Annotated in this window: 17 protein-coding genes, 1 tRNA gene and 1 pseudogene; 17 read left to right on the forward strand and 2 right to left on the reverse strand. The window is 57.7% G+C overall.

Going from position 1 to position 18,542, the window contains the following annotated elements:
* The first annotated feature begins 59 nt into the window (after nt 1-59).
* On the forward strand, nt 60-1,613 hold the full coding sequence (gene ahpF / locus HYN24_RS12955; protein WP_117609640.1) for an alkyl hydroperoxide reductase subunit F: 1,554 nt from the start codon (nt 60-62) through the stop codon (nt 1,611-1,613).
* Nucleotides 1,614-1,630: 17 nt separating this feature from the next.
* On the opposite strand, the gene HYN24_RS12960 is transcribed toward ahpF, so the two are convergent.
* Nucleotides 1,631-2,155: a DsrE family protein gene (locus HYN24_RS12960; protein ID WP_117610383.1), complete on the reverse strand. Its 525-nt coding sequence runs from the start codon at nt 2,153-2,155 to the stop codon at nt 1,631-1,633.
* Nucleotides 2,156-2,593: 438 nt separating this feature from the next.
* Between HYN24_RS12960 and HYN24_RS16205 the strand changes: the two genes are divergently transcribed.
* From HYN24_RS16205 to HYN24_RS13015, 11 genes and pseudogenes are all read left to right on the forward strand, one after another.
* Nucleotides 2,594-3,064: an Arm DNA-binding domain-containing protein gene (locus tag HYN24_RS16205; protein WP_240327676.1), complete on the forward strand. Its 471-nt coding sequence runs from the start codon at nt 2,594-2,596 to the stop codon at nt 3,062-3,064.
* A 182-nt stretch (nt 3,065-3,246) separates the two neighbouring features.
* Nucleotides 3,247-4,035, forward strand: coding sequence for a tyrosine-type recombinase/integrase (locus tag HYN24_RS16210; RefSeq protein ID WP_240327677.1), 789 nt, complete (start codon nt 3,247-3,249; stop codon nt 4,033-4,035).
* A gap of 78 nt (nt 4,036-4,113) precedes the next feature.
* The gene (locus HYN24_RS15965; RefSeq protein ID WP_162888734.1) at nt 4,114-4,299 is read left to right on the forward strand and encodes a hypothetical protein; all 186 of its coding nucleotides are present in this window, start codon (nt 4,114-4,116) and stop codon (nt 4,297-4,299) included.
* A gap of 522 nt (nt 4,300-4,821) precedes the next feature.
* Nucleotides 4,822-5,926 (forward strand): annotated as a pseudogene (locus HYN24_RS12975) (IS3 family transposase).
* A gap of 196 nt (nt 5,927-6,122) precedes the next feature.
* Complete coding sequence (locus HYN24_RS12980) at nt 6,123-6,854, forward strand: hypothetical protein (RefSeq protein ID WP_117609642.1); 732 nt, start codon at nt 6,123-6,125, stop codon at nt 6,852-6,854.
* 404 nt (nt 6,855-7,258) lie between these two features.
* Nucleotides 7,259-7,615, forward strand: a complete 357-nt coding sequence (locus tag HYN24_RS12990) for a hypothetical protein (protein WP_162888735.1) — start codon at nt 7,259-7,261, stop codon at nt 7,613-7,615.
* Nucleotides 7,612-9,588, forward strand: a complete 1,977-nt coding sequence (locus HYN24_RS12995; protein ID WP_240327678.1) for an AAA family ATPase — start codon at nt 7,612-7,614, stop codon at nt 9,586-9,588. The genes HYN24_RS12990 and HYN24_RS12995 overlap by 4 nt, the downstream gene beginning before the upstream one ends.
* A gap of 169 nt (nt 9,589-9,757) precedes the next feature.
* On the forward strand, nt 9,758-10,186 hold the full coding sequence (locus HYN24_RS13000) for a single-stranded DNA-binding protein (RefSeq protein WP_117609645.1): 429 nt from the start codon (nt 9,758-9,760) through the stop codon (nt 10,184-10,186).
* The gene (locus HYN24_RS13005) at nt 10,164-10,895 is read left to right on the forward strand and encodes a hypothetical protein (RefSeq protein ID WP_162888736.1); all 732 of its coding nucleotides are present in this window, start codon (nt 10,164-10,166) and stop codon (nt 10,893-10,895) included. The genes HYN24_RS13000 and HYN24_RS13005 overlap by 23 nt, the downstream gene beginning before the upstream one ends.
* A 222-nt stretch (nt 10,896-11,117) precedes the next feature.
* The gene (locus HYN24_RS13010; RefSeq protein ID WP_117610312.1) at nt 11,118-12,344 is read left to right on the forward strand and encodes an IS256 family transposase; all 1,227 of its coding nucleotides are present in this window, start codon (nt 11,118-11,120) and stop codon (nt 12,342-12,344) included.
* Between the two features lie 53 nt (nt 12,345-12,397).
* The gene (locus HYN24_RS13015; RefSeq protein WP_117609647.1) at nt 12,398-12,838 is read left to right on the forward strand and encodes a type II toxin-antitoxin system PemK/MazF family toxin; all 441 of its coding nucleotides are present in this window, start codon (nt 12,398-12,400) and stop codon (nt 12,836-12,838) included.
* Nucleotides 12,839-13,222: 384 nt separating this feature from the next.
* Here the strand turns inward: HYN24_RS13015 and HYN24_RS13020 are convergent.
* Nucleotides 13,223-13,299 (reverse strand) — tRNA-Met (locus HYN24_RS13020).
* A 130-nt stretch (nt 13,300-13,429) separates the two neighbouring features.
* Between HYN24_RS13020 and miaB the strand changes: the two genes are divergently transcribed.
* From miaB to lnt, 5 genes are read left to right on the forward strand one after another with little or no spacing between them, the layout of a single operon-like run.
* Entirely contained in the window at nt 13,430-14,767 is a 1,338-nt protein-coding gene (miaB, locus tag HYN24_RS13025) for a tRNA (N6-isopentenyl adenosine(37)-C2)-methylthiotransferase MiaB (protein WP_117609648.1), read from the forward strand.
* Between the two features lie 22 nt (nt 14,768-14,789).
* On the forward strand, nt 14,790-15,764 hold the full coding sequence (locus tag HYN24_RS13030) for a PhoH family protein (RefSeq protein ID WP_117609649.1): 975 nt from the start codon (nt 14,790-14,792) through the stop codon (nt 15,762-15,764).
* A 55-nt stretch (nt 15,765-15,819) separates the two neighbouring features.
* A complete protein-coding gene (ybeY, locus tag HYN24_RS13035) occupies nt 15,820-16,185 on the forward strand; it encodes an rRNA maturation RNase YbeY (RefSeq protein ID WP_371413213.1) in 366 nt (121 codons plus the stop codon).
* Between the two features lie 5 nt (nt 16,186-16,190).
* Nucleotides 16,191-17,042 (forward strand): HlyC/CorC family transporter, encoded by an 852-nt coding sequence (locus HYN24_RS13040; RefSeq protein ID WP_117609651.1) that lies wholly within the window; start codon nt 16,191-16,193, stop codon nt 17,040-17,042.
* Nucleotides 17,020-18,495 carry an apolipoprotein N-acyltransferase gene (gene lnt / locus HYN24_RS13045; protein ID WP_117609652.1) on the forward strand — a complete coding sequence of 492 codons (1,476 nt, stop codon included), beginning with the start codon at nt 17,020-17,022 and terminating at the stop codon, nt 18,493-18,495. Before HYN24_RS13040 ends, lnt begins: the two co-directional genes overlap by 23 nt.
* Nucleotides 18,496-18,542: the final 47 nt, after the last annotated feature.

Genomic DNA, 18,542 nt, shown 5'->3' on the forward strand with positions numbered 1-18,542 from the left:
AGCGCTGCCTGCTGATGACTAGCGATCAATGCCTAGCAACTCGCAACAGGGAAAACACCATGCTCGACAACAATATCAAGGTCCAGCTCTCGGCCTATCTCGACAAGCTGCAATATCCGATCGAGCTCGTCGCCTCGCTCGACGACAGCGCCAAGGCACAGGAAATGCGCGACTTGCTGACAGATATTGTCGCGTTGTCCCCCAAGGTCAGCCTGCGCGAAAACGGCACGGCGTCCTTGCGCCCATCCTTCGCTATTGGCCTGCCCGACGAAACGCCGCGCATCAGCTTTGCCGGCATCCCGATGGGCCATGAATTCACGTCCTTGGTGCTTGCCCTGCTGCAAACAGGCGGCCATCCGCCCAAAGTCGATGCCGCCGTGATCGAGCAGATCAAGGCATTGCCCGGCACATTCCAATTCGAAACCTTCATCTCGCTGTCCTGCCACAACTGTCCGGACGTCGTGCAGGCGCTCAACCTGATGGCCGTGCTCAGCCCCGGCGTGACCAGCACGCTGATCGACGGCGGCATGTTCCAGGGCGAAGTCGAGCGCCGCAAGATCATGGCGGTGCCGACCATCTTCCTGAATGGTGAAGAGTTTGGTGCCGGCCGCATGAGCATCGAGGAAATCATCGCCAAGCTCGACACCGGAGCCGCAGCACGGGATGCCGAAAAGATCAGCGCCAAGGCACCCTACGACGTACTCATCGTCGGCGGCGGCCCGGCCGGTGCCTCGGCCGCCATCTATGCCGCCCGCAAGGGCATCCGCACAGGCCTCCTGGCCGAGCGTTTCGGCGGCCAAGTGATGGATACGCTGGCCATTGAGAATTTCATTTCCGTCAAGGCCACTGATGGCCCGAAGCTGGTCATGGGCCTTGAAGAGCACGTCAAGGACTACGCCGTCGACGTCATGAACCTGCAACGCGCGACACAATTGATCCCCGGTGACCTCATCGAAATCAGGCTAGCAAACGGTGCTTCGGTAAGGAGCAAATCTGTCATCCTCGCCACGGGTGCCCGCTGGCGTGAAATGAACGTCCCAGGCGAACAGGATTACCGGGGCAAGGGGGTCGCCTACTGCCCCCACTGCGACGGCCCTCTATTCAAGGGCAAGCGCGTTGCGGTGATCGGCGGCGGCAACTCTGGCGTCGAGGCCGCCATTGATCTGGCCGGCATCGTCGGCCACGTCACCCTGCTCGAATTCGACGGCCAGTTGCGCGCCGATGCAGTTTTGCAGAAAAAGCTGTTCAGCCTGCCCAACGTCACGGTCATCGTCAAAGCCCTGTCAACCGAAGTCACCGGCAATGGCGAAAAGGTCAACGGGCTGGTTTACCAGGACCGCGAAACCGACGAGGTGAAACGCATCGACCTCAACGGCATCTTCGTCCAGATCGGTCTGCTGCCCAGCACCGACTGGCTGAAGTCCGTGGTCGACCTGTCCAGCCGCGGCGAAATCGAGATCGACGCCAGGGGCCAGACCTCAGTCCCCGGCGTCTTCGCGGCAGGCGACTGCACCACCGTACCCTACAAGCAGATCATCATCGCCATGGGCGCCGGAGCCACTGCCTCGCTGAGCGCCTTTGATCACCTCATCCGGCGGTCGGCGCCGGCCTGAAATCCACTCGGGACTGACTATTCAAGTATTTCCGGGTGGCTCTGCAAGAAATCGCTGCGCTTGCTGCGATTGATTACAGACCCGGAAATATAGGCGTACCCTTTTTGCTGCCACAGGGCGAGATCGGTCATCGCAGCCGGAACAACAGTCACCAGATCATAGAAATCACCCGGCTTGTAACCGCGAAAATTGGCGGCATTGCGGCAAACGCGAATAGTCACGCCCTGGTCGGTCAGCGCCTTGAGTCGATCATAAACATCGGGATAGGCAGCGCGATTCAGGCGCGACAGCATGTGCAACTCATTGCCATGCGCCACCACCACGATATGCGACTGCTTGATGCCACCAAATTGCTTCAGGCCATTCAGATGATTATTGATATAGCCCAGCGCCTGATACAAATCTTCCGGCTTTTCCAGATTGAACTGATAAACGGCCTTCTGCGCCCCCAGCGGCGAGTCATCAAACTTCGACGGCGCATCCGGCCCAGCCCATGCAACGGTTGCGCAGAGCAGAAGGCTTGCAACCAATTTTTTCAGCATCAGTTTCTCCATCACTTTCTATGAGCACGCCCATGCCGGGCAGAAAGACGCCAGAGATGCAGTGTAACCCCCAATGACAATCTCGCCATGCCGACCAGCAAGTGCGTCAATGGCTATCGCGGCACATGTCGCCTTGCGGATTGACTCCGGTCGAATCCGCCGAAAAGGGTCACTGATGGGGCGTAAACGACAAAGCCCCGGTCAGAAACCGGGGCTTGTCGTCATTCTTTGGTGGTGATGGGCAGAATCGAACTGCCGACCTATGGGTTATGAATCTGACGGTGTAGGCATTTATCGGCGTTGATTGCGATTCCACAAACCCGAACAAATCTCCTATTTACGGCAATCTACAGGGAACAGCCATACCAAACAGATTCCCCAGAATTCCCGCGTGTTGATATAATTTGCCTACACAGTGCCTACATGAAGGCGAGCGCCATGAACAAACGGGAAAACTTCACTGCCGAACGAGTCGCGACTTTCAAGTGCGAAGAAGGCAAGCAGCAGTCCATTTACTGGGACGGCAAAACGCCAAGCCTCGGATTGCGCGTCACCGTTAGCGGGGCCAAGGCATACATCTTTGAATCGCGCCTACACGGCAAAACAATTCGCCTAACCATTGGCAACCCGGATGTATGGCCGCTAGAAACCCAATGGCGCACCGACAGTGCCACCGGAGAGCGCATCGAGTTTCAGCGTGGAGCAAGGCAAGAAGCAGCCCGCCTCAGAACGCTAACCGACCAAGGCATTGACCCTCGCGACGAGAAAGCAGAGAAGCGCACCAAGGCAGAAACAGCCGCAGCCGCAGCAAAACAGAAAGCTGTTCTGGCTCTCGACATCTGGAGCGACTACATCAAGGCTCGAAAAGCGCACTGGGGGAGAAGCATGCCGAAACGCACAATGAAGTAGTGAAGGCCGGGGGCGAGAAACGAAAACGGGGCCGGCGCCCTGGCGACCCGGAGCTAACTCAACCCGGCGCACTTCGTAGCCTACTAAACCAGCCACTCAGCGCCATTGATAGCCAAGAGGTAAAGTCATGGCTCAAGACTGAAGTGCAGACACGCCCCACACATGCCCGCCTTTGCTATGGAATGCTTCGCGCCTTTATGAACTGGTGCAGCGACCAGCCGGAACATAAGCGCCATGTACATCCTGACGCCTGTTCTGCTCGCGTAGCAAAGGACTCGCTCCCAAAGAAAGCAGCCAAGTCAGACTGCCTACAAAGGGAGCAGCTTGAGGTTTGGTTTTCCGAGGTAAAGAAACTCAACCCTGTGCAATCGGCCTACCTGCAAGCCGTATTGATTACCGGCCCCCGTCGCAATGAACTGACCGGGCTGAAATGGGATGACGTCGATTTCAAGTGGGGAAGCATGACCATTCGCGACAAGGTAGAAGGCGAGCGCACCATCCCGCTAACTCCGTATGTTGCAAGCCTCCTACAAGGACTCAAGGCGAAAAACGAAACCCCGCCCCCAAAAGACCGACTCCTGAACGGCAAGAGAATCGAAAACGACTTGGCGAACTGGAAGCCATCACCTTGGGTGTTTTTCAGCAACACATCGGAGTCAGGCCACATTGAGGAACCGCGCACAGCCCATGACCGCGCAATCAAGGCGGCCGGCCTGCCACATCTCAGCATTCACGGCCTGCGCCGCTCTTTTGGAACGCTAGCAGAATGGGTTGAATGCCCTGCTGGCATCAGCGCTCAAATCATGGGCCACAAACCAAGCGCCACCGCTGAGAAGCATTACCGTGTCCGCCCCCTAGACCTGCTCCGCCTCTGGCACACCAAGATTGAAGCATGGATTCTGGAACAGGCAGGTATCGAGCAGCCGAAGCCAAAAACCAAGCCGGAACTGAAAGAAGTAACCGCCGCCTGACGGACTCAGGCAAAGCGGGCCGGAAGGTGTTACGAGCACCAACCGACCCTAACCAAACGCAATACAGGAGATTGCATCATGGCTACCGCCGAAAATATCACACCAAGTTTCTGCCGTATCAACACGCTGCTAAACCTTATGGCGCAAGACATAAAAGCGCACAACAACACTGATTTTGATGTTTTGGAGGCACTCTTGCCTGCCGTTCAAGGCGAGATTGATTCCCTGTGGCGAATCATTGAGAAAGATGAGGTGGCAGCATGAGCAGCGCGAGTGATTGCAACCCCTTGGTAGAAGATAGCCATACCCCCGAGGACACAATCAACAACGTCCAAGCCGCATTGGATTTCATTGCTGATTCGCTCGTTGCCGTAGAACGCGACACTGGCTTTAGCAAAGCGACTGCCCACGGTGCAAATTGCCTTATTCGCTGTTGCGCGGCGGCACTGGATTCGGTGAAGTCGGCACGGTTTTCTAATTAACTGAGTTTGCTGCCCCCTAGTCCGGCCAGACGAACAGCGGACACCTTCACCGCTTGGGGGCGGCACCTGATGAAGGCAGCACGGAAGGTATGCAATGCTTAATCGCCAACGCGTTCCATTGCCTAGGCTTATCGAAGCCCTAGAAAATGACCCGGAGTTTGTTTTGCAAGCCCTAAATGAGCTGGTCTTTATTGACCGAGTCTCGACGCACTCCCCTGCATCAGCCGTCAGTGGTCTCGACGTCCCCCCGGAATTGAGTAGCACGTGACTTTGGAGTCCAATCCCACCATCAAGGAGATTGGACATGAAGAAGCGATTCACTGAAGAACAGATCATTGGTTTTCTGCGTGAAGCAGAGGCAGGAATGCCTATTGCGAAGCTTTGCCGCAAACACGCCTTCTCGGAAGCCAGCTACTACCTCTGGCGCAGCAAGTTTGGCGGGATGAGCGTCTCAGATGCCAAGCGCCTGAAGGAACTGGAGCTGGAGAATTCCCGGCTCAAGCGCTTACTTGCGGAATCTCTGCTGGAGAACGAGATTGCGAAAGAGGCCCTGCGAAAAAAGTGGTGAGCGCACCGTCACGACGTGATCTGGTGCGCTTCCTGATCGACAAGGGACTCAGCGAGCGGAAATCACTCCGTTTCGTTGGCATGAGCCCGAGCGCTTTCCGGTACCGGCCGGTGATGGATCGCAATACCGCCTTGAAAGAAAGGATCATCACGCTCGCTCAGCGCCACCGGCGCTACGGGGCTGGGATGATCTATCTGAAGCTGCGTCAGGCAGGAGAGGTCGTGAATCACAAGCGGGTGGATCGGCTCTATGCCGAGGCAGGTCTGCAAGTGAGAAGGCGCAAGCGGAAGAAAATCCCGGCGGCCGACCGGCATCCCTTAGAACGCCCCTTGGCGGCCAACCAGGTCTGGTCGATGGATTTCGTGTTCGATCGGACAGCAGAAGGACGTGTCATCAAGAATCTCACCGTGGTCGATGACGCGACTCATGAAGCTGTGGCCATTGTTCCTGAACGAGCACTGGGCGGTCTGCAACTAACCCGTGTTCTCGACCAGTTGGCAAAGACGAGGGGACTCCCCAAGGCGATCCGAACCGATAACGGCAAGGAGTTCTGCAGCCGGGCCATGCTGACCTGGGCGCATGCCCGTGGTGTTCAGTTGTTCCTCATCGAGCCAGGCAAACCTAACCAGAACGCCTATATCGAATCGTTCAACGGACGTTTCCGCGATGAATGTCTGAATGAACACTGGTTCACCAGCATGCGCCACGCCCAAGTCATCATCGAAGCTTGGCGGCGGGAATATAACGAGGAGCGGCCCAAGAAATCCCTTGGCGGAATGACCCCTGCTGCTTATGCCAGATCACTTGCCCAGAAATCGGTTAAATTAACCCCGGACTCTAAAGCCTACTGCTACTGAAAACGGGGGGGCGTCGGTCTATTTCGTAACTGGCTCGTCAATCGCGACCTCAAGTGCTATTCAAGAGGGCAAGTTATAGAAGACGTTGCCGCGCTAACCATCTGCGAGATTAATGGCAGCTTTGACCTGAGCCTGACCGCTTTAGAGGATGGGCTGCAAATCGACCGCAATGAGTTCTTAATGCTGCTAGAAGACCGTGGGTTTGAAGTACCAGCAGCTTTTCGAACCAATGACAAAACGAAAATCGAGCAAAGTTACAGTTGGCCGGGAAAAGCAGCGGAGCAAGAAAAAGCAAGGCGAAATGCAGGCCGCTATCAAATTCGCGAAGCAGCCGAGCAGCTACAGCTTCACGCAGGAGAGCGCGCGGACACGATGATAGACAAATTATCGAAAGCCGCATTTGAAGGAAATCTGCCTGTTCATCTTCCCGGCGAGAAGGCGCGGCATGCTTACCCGCAAGACGGCATTGTCCGCAGCAACGCGAGCACTTTGCCGGGAGGTATCTCTTACTTCGCGGGGACTGATTGGCGACAGCACGTTCGTGATTTCTACGAGGAAGCCTATTGGGATGACCTGAACGCTTGGCTTTCCGAAAATGAGCCGCGCATAGACTGGAGATTCCCTAGGCCAATAACAAAACAAGCGTCATTAACAGAAGAAACCATCCATCCAAATACAACAACGATTAGCACCCCAGATTGGAGGGTAGCTGCACGAAATATAGCGGATGAATTATTTGAAAGAGATACAGCGAACCAATGCCGAGACAGCCTTGATGGCTACTCAATGCGGACGATGGAAGAGATGCAGAAGCGTCAAATTCACGGCCCAAGGGGGCGTATTGATAACCACAAGACCGTTCAAAGAGAAGCCTTGCAAGGACCGCAATGGTGGCAAGGCAAGAAGAAATGAATCGCGGGAAATACGGGAGAAACGGGAAACACGAAATGACGGAACACCCACTTCGCTCTAAACTGCCTGAAACGCTGACCCAACAAGCGGTTTAGCCGTTTTTCTATTTTCTTTGCGGGGAAAATCCCCACCATTGAAGTGCATTCCGTACCGAGCAATCGGGTTTCTTAGGAGTGCAACAAATGGTAAGCCACATCCCCACCAAACTTGGTGAAATAGCCGCAGGGCGCGACCACATTCAAACCTCTGAGTTTGCTCGGGCTGTTAATCGCGCCAGCCAGACAATCCGAAAGAACTACTGCCTTACCGGCGCTTGCTTTGGAATTCGCCCGGTAAAGTTCGGAAATCGCCTGTTGTGGCCGGTTGCCGAAGTCGCTGAACTGCTCTCCGGGAAGGTGGCATAAATGCGAAGCGCCCACACCACCGAAGTGACCGTGAGCGCCTTGGAACCGCGCCACAATCATACCGCAAACGACCTGTTTCCGGACACTCTGCCGCCTGTTACGCCAGCCCTTTGGCCGACCCGTGGCACCCGTGCAGATGAAGCCCTGCAAGCCCTGATTAGCGCACCTCAGAACCAAGCCGATTACTGGCATGGCTGGAGACTGGCCGCCTACGTCAAAGAGCTTGAATACGATGGCTGGGCGTTCATCAAGCGCGACATTAACCGCCCCGGTTGCCGTCGCTCGATTACGGAATACCGCATCGACCGCGCCGACCCCGGAACCAGTGCCGCATTGATTGCGCGGGGTGCCGCATGATGCGCGACCAATTCAATGAACTGGAACGGGCACGCTCCGCCCTCTGGAGCCTCGATGCTGGCTGCGACCGTGATACATGGGTTCGCATTGGCATGGGTGCGAAAGCTGCCGGCCTGGATTTTGACGACTTCCACAACTGGAGCGCCGGAGCCGGGAACTACAAGAACGAGAGCGAATGCCGCTCTGTATGGAACAGCATCAAGGATGGCGGAGTTACTGCCGCCTCGCTGTTTCGACTTGCTTTCGCTGAAGGCTGGACGGATGGCGCAGAAGCAAGGCCAGAACGCACACAATCGGGCCAGAACGAGCGCAAACCGCAACAGCCGAGCAAGCCCCTGCCGCACAACCCTGAAACGCTGTGGAGCGCTTCCAATCCAGCTAACGCCAGCCATGAATACATCACCCGCAAAAAGGGCCTGCCGGATGGCCTTCGCGAATATAGCGGCTCTCTGAGCATCGCCGGCCAAGCCTGCGACGGTGCGCTAGTGCTACCGTGCTTCACTCTCTCGGGAGAACTGGCAAGTCTGCAATTCGTGACCGGGGACGGCAAGCCCTTCTTGCCCGGCGTAAAACTGCCTGCCGATGGTTGCCTGATTGTTGGCGGCCCGATTGCTGATAAGCCGGTATATCTGGTGGAAGGCATCGGCCAAGCCTGGAGCGCGCATCAAGCGACAAGCTGCCCGGCTGTGGTGTGCTTTGGATGGGGGCGGGTTGCAAAGGTTGCAGAAGCGCTGCGAGCTAAATATCCAAGCGCACGACTGGTTGTCGTTCCTGACACCGGCAAGGAGCAGCAAGCCGAGGTGATAGCCAGGAATGTGCGTGGTGCATGGGTTGAAATGCCAGACGGCAGCCCGCGAAACTATGACCTGAACGACCATCACCAAGCACATGGATTGAGCGCAGTTGCGGAGATATTGAAACAGGCTAAGGAGCCATCGCAGCGCTTCCGACTGCTGACGCCTGCGGAGCTTGCTGCCCTGCCGCCTATCGCGTGGCGCATTCGTGGTGTGCTGCCAAAAACAGGGATTGCCGCACTGTTTGGCCCTTCTGGTTCCGGTAAGTCATTCCTAGCCCTCGACATGCTTGCAGCGATGGCAAGAGGTGCCGCATGGTTTGGATGCAAGGCAATGCCCTGTCCAGTGCTCTACGCCGCCTTAGAAGGTGAAGCAGGCATATCTCAACGCATCCGAGCGCACCAGATGAAGCACGGGCCCCTGCCTGCTGGCTTCCGCTTCCTGCTGCAAGGGTTTGATATTCGCAAAGCAACCGACCGCGCCGACTTGGTTAGCGCTGCCCGCGCTGCCTCATATTCGGATGGCGTGCTGACTATCGACACCCTCAACCGTGCCGCCCCCGGAGCAGATGAAAACGATAGCGCAGCAATGGGCGAAATCATCGCCGGGGCAAAGTTGCTCCAAGCCGAACTTGGCGGGCTGGTCCTTCTAGTACATCACACCGGCAAGGATGCCACCAAGGGCCTGCGAGGGCATTCCAGCCTGCACGCTGCGCTTGATGCAGCCATCGTCGTAATGCGCGAAGGTGACCGCCGCGAATGGGCTACAGCCAAAGCAAAGGATGGTGACGATGCGCAAGGGCATCCGTTCCGCCTGGAGGTTGTAGAAATCGACACCGACGATGACGGCGAGCCGATTACTAGCTGCGTGGTCACAGCCGAGGAGCACACCAGCGAGGTGATGCGCCGTGCCCTGCCGCCGAAGTCTGGTAACCAGCGAATCATCTGGGATGCACTGGGGGCGATGTTCCGCGATGCTGGCTCATTCACGCCAGAAGGTGCGCCAAAGGAATTGCCTGTTGGCCGGCCATGCCTTCGATTGGATGACGCCATTGCAGGCACCCGCACGCGTCTTGTGTGCGACAGCAAGCGCCAGACAGAACGGACTAGCGCAGCAATCACGGGATTGATTAACCGTGGCCTGCTTGAGCTTCGGGAGGGCTGGCTGTGGTGCGCATAACCCCATTTCTCTACCGCCTTCCCATTCCTGCATTTCTTCCCGTTTCGTTCCCGCCCTCTTATAGGGGGCGCGGGAATCGCGGGAAAGTCCGGCAGTCCCGTTTCGGGAGTTTTCGGGAATCGCGGGAAAACGGGAAAGACATCGTATCTCTGGAACGAAAGGAACAAGCATGAGCGCCATTCAGGCAATGATTACTGGCACCCTGACAAAGGATGCCGAGGCGAAGGTAAGCGGGAGCGGCAAGGAATACACAGCTCTGGTCATTCGCACCGCAGGAGAGCCGGCGCAGTTTGTTCGTGCTGCCGTCTGGGGCGATGACGCTGCCGAGGTGTTGTCACTAGCCAAGGGGGACGCTGTATCGGCCATTGGCACGCTAACGGTTGGCGTATGGGAGTCCAACGGCAAAGCATCGCCTTCGCTCTCGATGATGGCGCACCGTGCCATTTCCCCAGCCCTCAAGAAGTCGCGCAAGCCTGCGCAGCACCGGAGCCACGCCAAGCCATCGCAAGCCAGCTTCAAGGCAGCAACCGAAGCGCAATCAACCCGCACCGTTCCGAATGGTTGCGGCTTGGCTGATGACCTTCCGTGGAACGAATAAGGAGAACAACGTAATGGCGAGAAAAGCGAAAGCAGTAGAACCCGTGAAGAAGGACAGAGGCTGCCTGACCATTGATAAGAGGTACCTGGAAAAAAATGACGTCGAGCGCATCAAGGGAATGAGCGATGCTGAAATTGCAGCTTTCAATGATGAGTTATCGGCAAGGGCATTGGGCAAACCAGAGGTAAGGGCGGCGAGAACTATTCAGCGATTTGAAGGCGACAACCTAGACATCAATGCCTGTGCCGATGAGTTGAGGCTACAGGTTGCAGCCGTGAATGCTGGAAATATGCAGAGGCCGGAAGCAATGCTAGTTGCCCAGGCTCATACACTGGATGCTCTCTTCTCATCACTGGCGCTGCGCTCTCAAGCCAACACGGCGGCCGGTTATCTGGATGCCGCAGATAGGTATATGCGTCTGGCACTCAAGGCGCAGTCACAGTGCCGAACTACGGTAGAAGCACTGGCCGAAATCAAGAACCCGCGTCCAATTGCCTTCGTAAAGCAAGCCAACATTTCCAACGGGCCCCAGCAAGTAAATAACGGCACACCTGCTCCCTCACACGCAGGGGAAATTATTAATCAATCAAACGAACTATCAGGGGAATCGCATGAGCTATTGCCGGACACCAGAGCATCGCAGGCTGCGTGCCGAATTAATCAGGAAGTGGAAGCCGTGGGAGAAATCCACCGGGCCGCGAACCGATGAGGGGAAAGCCAGCAGCGCAGCGAATAGCTGGAAGCATGGAAACCGCTCAAGGGCTGCGCTGGATGAATTGGAATGGATTCGGGAGTTTTTGAGTAGCGAATAGATTGGCTTTCTGACGGCCAATGGAAGCCGGTAGATTGCAATAGCATTGCGCTAGAGCGTGTAAGAATTTTTGTGTAAACGGTCACCCGGCAGGAAACTGCCACATTGCCAGGAGCGATGATGACCGTAGGAAAGAAAGCAGTACCCAAAGAGTTGCTGGATAGCCTGTTGGCTGATTACCGGAAGCCGGAAGACCTGATTGGTGAGAATGGGTTGCTCAAGCAACTCACCAAGCTGCTGGTTGAGAAGGCGCTGGAAGTTGAGATGGCTGATCATCTCGGCCACGGCAAGAATGAGCCGGTGGAGAACACCGCCGGCAATACCCGTAATGGCAAGAGTAAGAAGACGCTGAAAGGGGAGTTCGGGGCATTGCCGATAGAGGTTCCCCGCGACCGCCAAGGCACTTTCGAGCCGCAGCTAATCCCAAAGCACCAGACCCGCTGGACAGGCTTTGACGACAAGATTCTGTCGCTATACGCCCGTGGCATGACGGTCCGTGAAATCCAGTCGCATCTGGAAGAGATGTACGGCACGGAGGTGTCGCCCACCCTGATTTCGTCAGTCACCGATGCGGTCATTGAAGAGGCTAAGGCCTGGCAATCACGACCACTGGATGCGCTGTACCCGATCGTCTATCTGGACTGCATTCACGTCAAAGTCAGGGATGGCAGTGTGCGCGTCAAAGCCGTGTATCTGGCCATCGGACTCAACATGGCGGGCGAGAAGGAAGTTCTCGGTCTGTGGATCGCCCAGACGGAAGGCGCCAAGTTCTGGCTGCAGGTGGTCACCGAACTCAAGAATCGTGGCGTCCAGGATATCTTCATTGCCTGCGTCGATGGGTTGAAGGGCTTTCCGGAAGCCATCGAGGCCGTCTATCCCCATGCAGCCGTTCAACTGTGCATCGTCCATATGGTCCGGCACAGCCTGAACTACGTTTCCTGGAAGATGCGTAAAGATGTTGCTGCTGACCTCAAACGGATATACAGCTGTGCCACCGCCGACGAAGCAGAACAGATGCTCGGAGAGTTTGAGGGCAAATGGGACGATGCCTACCTGCCCATCAGCCAGTCCTGGCGCCGGAACTGGCCGCGCATAACGCCGTTCTTTGACTACCCGCCGGAGATCCGGAAAGTCATCTACACGACCAATGCGATTGAATCAGTGAACATGAGCCTGCGGAAAATCACCAAGAACCGGGGCTCCTTTCCGAGCGATGAGGCGCTGATGAAACTCTTCTATCTGGCACTCCGCAACATCAGCCAGAAATGGACCATGCCCATTCGCGATTGGAAAGCAGCACTGACCCGATTTACTATCCAGTTCGAAGACCGGATGAATAACGTTTAACTCAAACCCCGTTTACACAAAATTCCGGACACGCCCTTGCGCTAAAATAACGCATGACCCTTAAATATCAACCAAGAACAAGAGCCGTTCTAATGTGCCGTTTTGATGGCTTTAACGAGCCTGAAATGGTCAAAACGAGACCTGTGGTTATTCTTGCCAAGCATAAACACAACAGCAAATTAGTAACGGTGGTTCCTCTTTCAACCACCGCTCCTGAAAAAGTGTGTGTTCATCACCACTTGTTAAGCTCGAATCCAAAGCCTGGCGAAGACAAGAGCAAACAAGTCTGGGCTAAGTGCGACATGATTTATACGTTATCGACTGACCGACTTGAACTGTTCAGCATTCGCACCAGGCAGGGTCGGCAAATAGCAAATGCGTGTATTGGCGAGGCCGATTTTGAGTCAATTCGAGATGCAGTACGCGCCGCATTGTCGTTGCATCAACCCCAGTCAGCCACTGTAAACAATGGAGCTTTGGCACAAAAACTTTGATTTTTACCCCTTGGTAATCCATAATAAGGGCGTACCCGAAAGGGACTTTTGAGACTCCAAGCGTCCGCAAGGGCAGCGAAGAGCCAGGACTGCATCGGCGATGACAAGCCCGCAACTCCTGTGAATAAGGGCGCCTAGTGCGCCCTTTGTCTTTTCTGGCTCATGGAAATAGCGATGGCCGCCACAACCCCTCAGCCTACCCAACACGCAAAGCCGCTGCCCCCGACTGTCATCAGAACATCAGCGCCAATTCGTGCGGAAATTGAGTACCTATCACGCCAAGGAGTCAGACTGACAGCCGCCGCCAAAACCTACACACAGCCTACACGACAGCGTAAACGACAAAGCCCGGTCACGAGAACCGGGCTAAGTCTTTGATATTACTGGTGGTGATGGGCAGAATCGAACTGCCGACCTATGGGTTATGAATCCATCGCTCTAACCGACTGAGCTACATCACCACGCTTGAGGGCGCGGATTATAGTTTGCCGGAGCTTGGCGGGTCAACCGAATTTCGGGTCGGTTATAATGGCGAACTTTTGTGCTGCGCGAATACCTAAGCGGCACCCACCGATTTGCGAAGTGTTTCCCATGCCTAAAAAATTGTTCATCCGCACTTTCGGGTGCCAGATGAATGAGTACGACTCGGACAAGATGGCCGACGTGCTCAATGCCTCGGAAGCGATTGTCAGAACTGACAACGTTGAAGAAGCGGACATCATACTGTTCAACACCTGCTCGGTGCGCGAGAAGGCGCAAGAGAAGGTTTTCCACGATCTGGGCCGGGTTCGTCACCTGAAAAAACTCAATCCCGATCTGGTGATCGGTGTGGGTGGCTGCGTCGCCAGCCAGGAGGGTGATGCGATTGTCGCCCGCGCCCCTTACGTCGATATCGTCTTCGGCCCGCAAACCCTGCACCGTTTGCCCCAACTGATGGCCGAGCGCAAAGCCAAGGGCAAGGCGGCAGTTGATATTTCCTTCCCGGAAATCGAGAAATTTGACTCGATGCCGCCAGCCGAAGTGAAGGGCGCCTCGGCCTTTGTCTCGATCATGGAAGGCTGCTCGAAGTTCTGCACCTTCTGTATCGTGCCCTACACCCGTGGAGGTGAAGTGTCGCGGCCTTTTGACGACGTATTGACCGAAGTGGCCGGGCTGGCTGCCAATGGTGTCGGCGAAGTCACCCTGCTCGGCCAGAATGTAAACGCCTATCGCGGCGACATGGCGGAGACCGACGAGAAGGCCGATCTCGCCATGTTGATCGAATACATTGCCGAAGTGCCGGGTATCGAGCGCATCCGCTATACCACCTCGCACCCGCGCGAGATGACGCAGCGCCTGTTCGACACCTATGCCAATGTGCCGAAGCTGGTATCGCACCTGCACCTGCCCGTGCAGGCCGGCTCCGACCGTGTCCTGGCGGCCATGAAGCGCGGCTACACGACGCTCGAATACAAGTCGATCATCCGCAAGCTGCGCGCCGCACGGCCCGACATTTCGCTGTCTTCGGACTTCATCGTCGGCTTTCCCGGCGAAACGGACGAGGATTTCGAGAAGACCATGAAGCTGATCGACGAGGTCGGCTTCGATAGCTCCTTCTCCTTTGTGTATAGCCCGCGCCCCGGCACGCCGGCGCTGGAACTCGACGATTCGACCCCGGCGGAAGTCAAGTCGGCCCGCCTGCTCCGCCTGCAAAAGCGCATCGACGAACAGGCCCAGGTGATCAGCCAGGCGATGATCGGCAGCATCCAGCGCGTACTGGTCGAAGGCACCTCGAAAAAGGATGTGCACGAGTTGGCCGGACGCACCGACAACAACCGCATCGTCAACTTCGCCGGCAACCCGCGTCTGATCAACACCTTTGTCGATGTCCGCATCACCTCGTCCCTGTCGCACAGCCTGAGAGGCGAAATTGTCATCCGCGAAGACTGAGCGCAGCGAGGCCGCCACCCCGGTGGTTGCCAAAGCCAAGCCGATAAGCATCGCCCTGACGCCGGTGGACAACCATCGGCTAGCCAATCTGTGCGGCCCGCTCGACGAAAATATCCGGCAGATCGAAACCGGCTTCGACGTGGTCATCAAACGGCGCAATGAACGCTTCTCGATTGCCGGCGAAAAAGCCCGCTTGACGGCCGATGCACTGCAATATTTCTATGCCATGGCCGGCGAAATGCTGACCGTCGATGAAATCCAGCTCGGCCTCATCGAACTGCTCAACGCCCCGGTCCGCCGCCTGGCACGCAAGGCCGAAGGCCCGGTCGACGGGCCGCAACTGATCACCCGCAAGACCGAACTGCATGGCCGCACGCCGCGCCAGGTGGCGTATCTGAAAGCCATCCAGGAGCACGACATCACCTTCGGGATCGGCCCGGCCGGCACCGGCAAGACCTATCTCGCTGTCGCCAGCGCCGTTGACGCCTTCGAGCGCGACCTGGTTGAGCGCATCATCCTCACCCGCCCGGCGGTTGAAGCCGGCGAGCGCCTGGGCTTCCTGCCCGGCGACCTGACGCAGAAAATCGACCCCTACCTGCGCCCGCTCTACGATGCGCTCTATGACCTGATGGGTCACGACCGGGTCAGCAAGCTCTACGAAAAGAACGCCATCGAGATCGCCCCCCTCGCCTTCATGCGCGGGCGCACGCTCAACCACGCCTTCATCATTCTCGACGAGGCGCAGAACACGACGCCGGAGCAGATGAAGATGTTCCTGACCCGCATCGGCATCGGCGCCAAGGCCGTGGTCACCGGCGACATCACCCAGATTGACCTGCCCAAGGGGCACAAGAGCGGCCTGCGCGAAGCCCGCGATATCCTGCAGAATGTGCGCGGACTGGCCTTTACCGAATTTCAAAAAGAAGATGTCGTGCGCCACCCGCTGGTTGCCCGCATCGTTGCCGCCTATGAATCCCACACCCAACAAGCGACTTAATCTCTCCGTGCAATTCGCCTGTAACAGGGAAGGCCTACCCTTGCGGGCGGACTTCGTGCGCTGGGCGCGTGCCGCGCTGGTCGGCGGAGGCGAAATCACCATCCGCCTCGTTGATGCCGATGAAGGTCGGGAACTGAACGACGAATACCGGGGCAAGGACTACGCCACCAACGTACTGTCCTTTCCCTACGACACTGAGCCGGTGGTAACAGGCGACCTGGTCATCTGCCCGAGCGTCGTCGCCCGCGAGGCGGCCGAGCAAAACAAGCCGCTGGCCGCTCACTACGCGCACCTGACCGTGCATGGTATGCTGCATTTACAGGGCTGGGATCACGAAAATGACGATGATGCCCAGGCAATGGAAGACGAAGAAACGGAGATTCTCGCCGCCATGGGTTATCCAGACCCGTATGCGGTTTAAACATTATGGACAGTGACAGTAAACCGAGTTTCATCGAACGACTGACTTCCCTGCTGTTGCGCGAGCCTGACGACCGCGAGCAGTTGCTAGAAATCCTGCACGGCGCCTACGAGCGCAACCTGATGGACGCCGACGCCCTGACCATCATCGAGGGTGCCCTTTCGGCCTCCGACACGCGGGTCACCGACGTCATGATTCCCCGTGCCCAGATGGACGTCATCGACGTCGACGACCCCTTGAGCGAAATCGTCCCCGTCGTCATCGAAGCTGCCCACTCGCGTTTCCCGGTGGTTGATGGCGACCGCGACAAGGTCCTCGGCGTCCTGCTCGCCAAGGATCTGCTACGCGTCCAGATCGAACCCAACTTTGATTTACGTGACTGGCTGCGCCCGGCCGTCTTCATCCCGGAATCCAAGCGTCTCAACGTCCTGCTCCGTGAATTCCGCGTCTCGCGCAACCACATGGCCATCGTCGTCAATGAATATGGCGGCGTCGCCGGTCTGGTCACCATCGAGGACGTGCTGGAGCAGATCGTCGGCGACATTGAGGACGAATACGACTTTGACGAGGCGCACGACAACATCCGCCTCGACTCGACCGGGCGCTACCGCGTCAAGGCGCGGACCGAAATCGAGGATTTCAACGCTGCCTTCTCGACCAAGTTCTCCGACGAGGAGTTTGACACTGTTGGCGGCCTTGTTCTGCGTCATCTCGGCCGCGTCCCAAAACGCAACGAGGTGATGGACATCGACGGCGTCCGCTTCCAGGTCCTGCGCGCCGACAGCCGCCGGCTCTATACCTTGCTGGTCACCCCGGCCAACAAACCTGACACCGGTGCCGAAGACACTGCTGCTTGAAACACCGGCCGGACGCTACCTGATCGCCGCGACCACCGGCGTCGTCGGCGTCGGCTGCTTCGCCCCGGTCGGCCTGTTCTGGCTGGCGCCCCTGGTCTGGCTCGCCTTTTTCATTCTCCTGCGACAAGCCGAAAGCCCCCGCCAGGGCCTGCTTACCGGCCTCGCCTTCGGGCTCGGTTTCTTTCTGACCGGCGTTTCATGGGTCTATGTCAGCCTCTCCGTGTTCGGCGGCATGCCGTGGTGGCTGGCCGGCCCCGCGGCCTTCCTGTTCTGTACCGTGATGGCGCTTTTCCCCATGGCCGCCGGCTACCTGTTCAAACGCTGGCAGCCAGATGAGTTCTGGCGCGAAGCGCTCTTCTTCGCAGCCTTGATCGCCGCCGCCGACTGGGTCAAGAGCTGGCTGTTCACCGGCTTTCCCTGGCTCACCGTCGGCTATTCGCAAACCGCCCCCAGTCCGCTGGCCGGATTCGCTCCGCTGCTTGGGGTACATGGCCTGTCATTGCTCGTTGCCCTGATCGCAGCCCTGCTCGTCCGCTGGCGCGTCGGCCTGCCCGTCGCTGCCTTGCTGGCACTTGCCGGCTTCGGCCTGCAACAGGTACAGTGGACGACCCCCATCGGCGCCCCCGTCAGCGTCGCGCTGATTCAAGGCAACGTCCCGCAGGAAATGAAATTCCGGCCGGAAGCCTTCTTCCACACGCTCGACCTCTACCGCGACCTGATCACCGAGAACCCGGCGCAACTGACGATTCTGCCGGAAACCGCCATCCCGGTATTTATCGACCAGATTCCAGCCGAGTATCTCGACACCCTGAAAGCCCTGGCCCGACGCCAGAATGGCGACCTCATCTTCGGCACATTGACGGGGGTCGGCGACCACTATTTCAACAGCGCCGTCAGCGTTGGCACCTCGCCATTACAGGTCTACAGCAAGAACCATCTGGTCCCCTTCGGCGAATTCATCCCGGCCGGCTTTGCCTGGTTCATGGCCTACGCCAGCATCCCCATGTCGTCCTTCACCCGCGGACCGGAAACCCAGCCCCCGCTGGCCGTCGCCGGTCAGCACGTGGCCGCCAATATCTGCTACGAAGACGTCTTCGGCGAAGAACTCATCCGCGCCCTGCCCCAAGCCGGCATTCTCGCCAATCTGTCAAATACCGCCTGGTTCGGGCACTCCCTTGCCCAGCCACAACACCTGCAGATCGCCCAGATGCGCGCCGCCGAAACCGGCCGCCCGATGCTGCGCGCCACCAATACCGGCATGACCGCCATCGTCGGTGCCGACGGCCGGCTCATCGCCGCACTCCCTCCCTTCGCTACAGGCGTCCTGAAAGGCGAAGTCAGTGCCTATGCCGGAACGACCCCCTTTGTTCGCTTCGGAAACTGGCTGGCGCTGGCGCTGATGGCTGGCTTCCTTCTACTCGGGCGAGCACGCCCCCTGCCACGCGCAAGCTGACTCATGGTGGGAGCACGCCGCAAGTAACGGCATCGGCCAGCGGAGCG

The organism is Dechloromonas sp. HYN0024 (assembly GCF_003441615.1).
GTDB lineage: Bacteria > Pseudomonadota > Gammaproteobacteria > Burkholderiales > Rhodocyclaceae > Azonexus.

Bases quoted from the DNA above. Each gene is read 5' to 3' on its own strand.
- ahpF (WP_117609640.1), top strand. From the start codon at position 60: ATGCTCGACAACAATATCAAGGTCCAGCTCTCGGCCTATCTCGACAAG.
- HYN24_RS12960 (WP_117610383.1), bottom strand. From the start codon at position 2,155: ATGCTGAAAAAATTGGTTGCAAGCCTTCTGCTCTGCGCAACCGTTGCA.
- HYN24_RS16205 (WP_240327676.1), top strand. From the start codon at position 2,594: ATGAACAAACGGGAAAACTTCACTGCCGAACGAGTCGCGACTTTCAAG.
- HYN24_RS16210 (WP_240327677.1), top strand. From the start codon at position 3,247: ATGCTTCGCGCCTTTATGAACTGGTGCAGCGACCAGCCGGAACATAAG.
- HYN24_RS15965 (WP_162888734.1), top strand. From the start codon at position 4,114: ATGGCTACCGCCGAAAATATCACACCAAGTTTCTGCCGTATCAACACG.
- HYN24_RS12980 (WP_117609642.1), top strand. From the start codon at position 6,123: ATGCTGCTAGAAGACCGTGGGTTTGAAGTACCAGCAGCTTTTCGAACC.
- HYN24_RS12990 (WP_162888735.1), top strand. From the start codon at position 7,259: ATGCGAAGCGCCCACACCACCGAAGTGACCGTGAGCGCCTTGGAACCG.
- HYN24_RS12995 (WP_240327678.1), top strand. From the start codon at position 7,612: ATGATGCGCGACCAATTCAATGAACTGGAACGGGCACGCTCCGCCCTC.
- HYN24_RS13000 (WP_117609645.1), top strand. From the start codon at position 9,758: ATGAGCGCCATTCAGGCAATGATTACTGGCACCCTGACAAAGGATGCC.
- HYN24_RS13005 (WP_162888736.1), top strand. From the start codon at position 10,164: ATGACCTTCCGTGGAACGAATAAGGAGAACAACGTAATGGCGAGAAAA.
- HYN24_RS13010 (WP_117610312.1), top strand. From the start codon at position 11,118: ATGACCGTAGGAAAGAAAGCAGTACCCAAAGAGTTGCTGGATAGCCTG.
- HYN24_RS13015 (WP_117609647.1), top strand. From the start codon at position 12,398: ATGACCCTTAAATATCAACCAAGAACAAGAGCCGTTCTAATGTGCCGT.
- miaB (WP_117609648.1), top strand. From the start codon at position 13,430: ATGCCTAAAAAATTGTTCATCCGCACTTTCGGGTGCCAGATGAATGAG.
- HYN24_RS13040 (WP_117609651.1), top strand. From the start codon at position 16,191: ATGGACAGTGACAGTAAACCGAGTTTCATCGAACGACTGACTTCCCTG.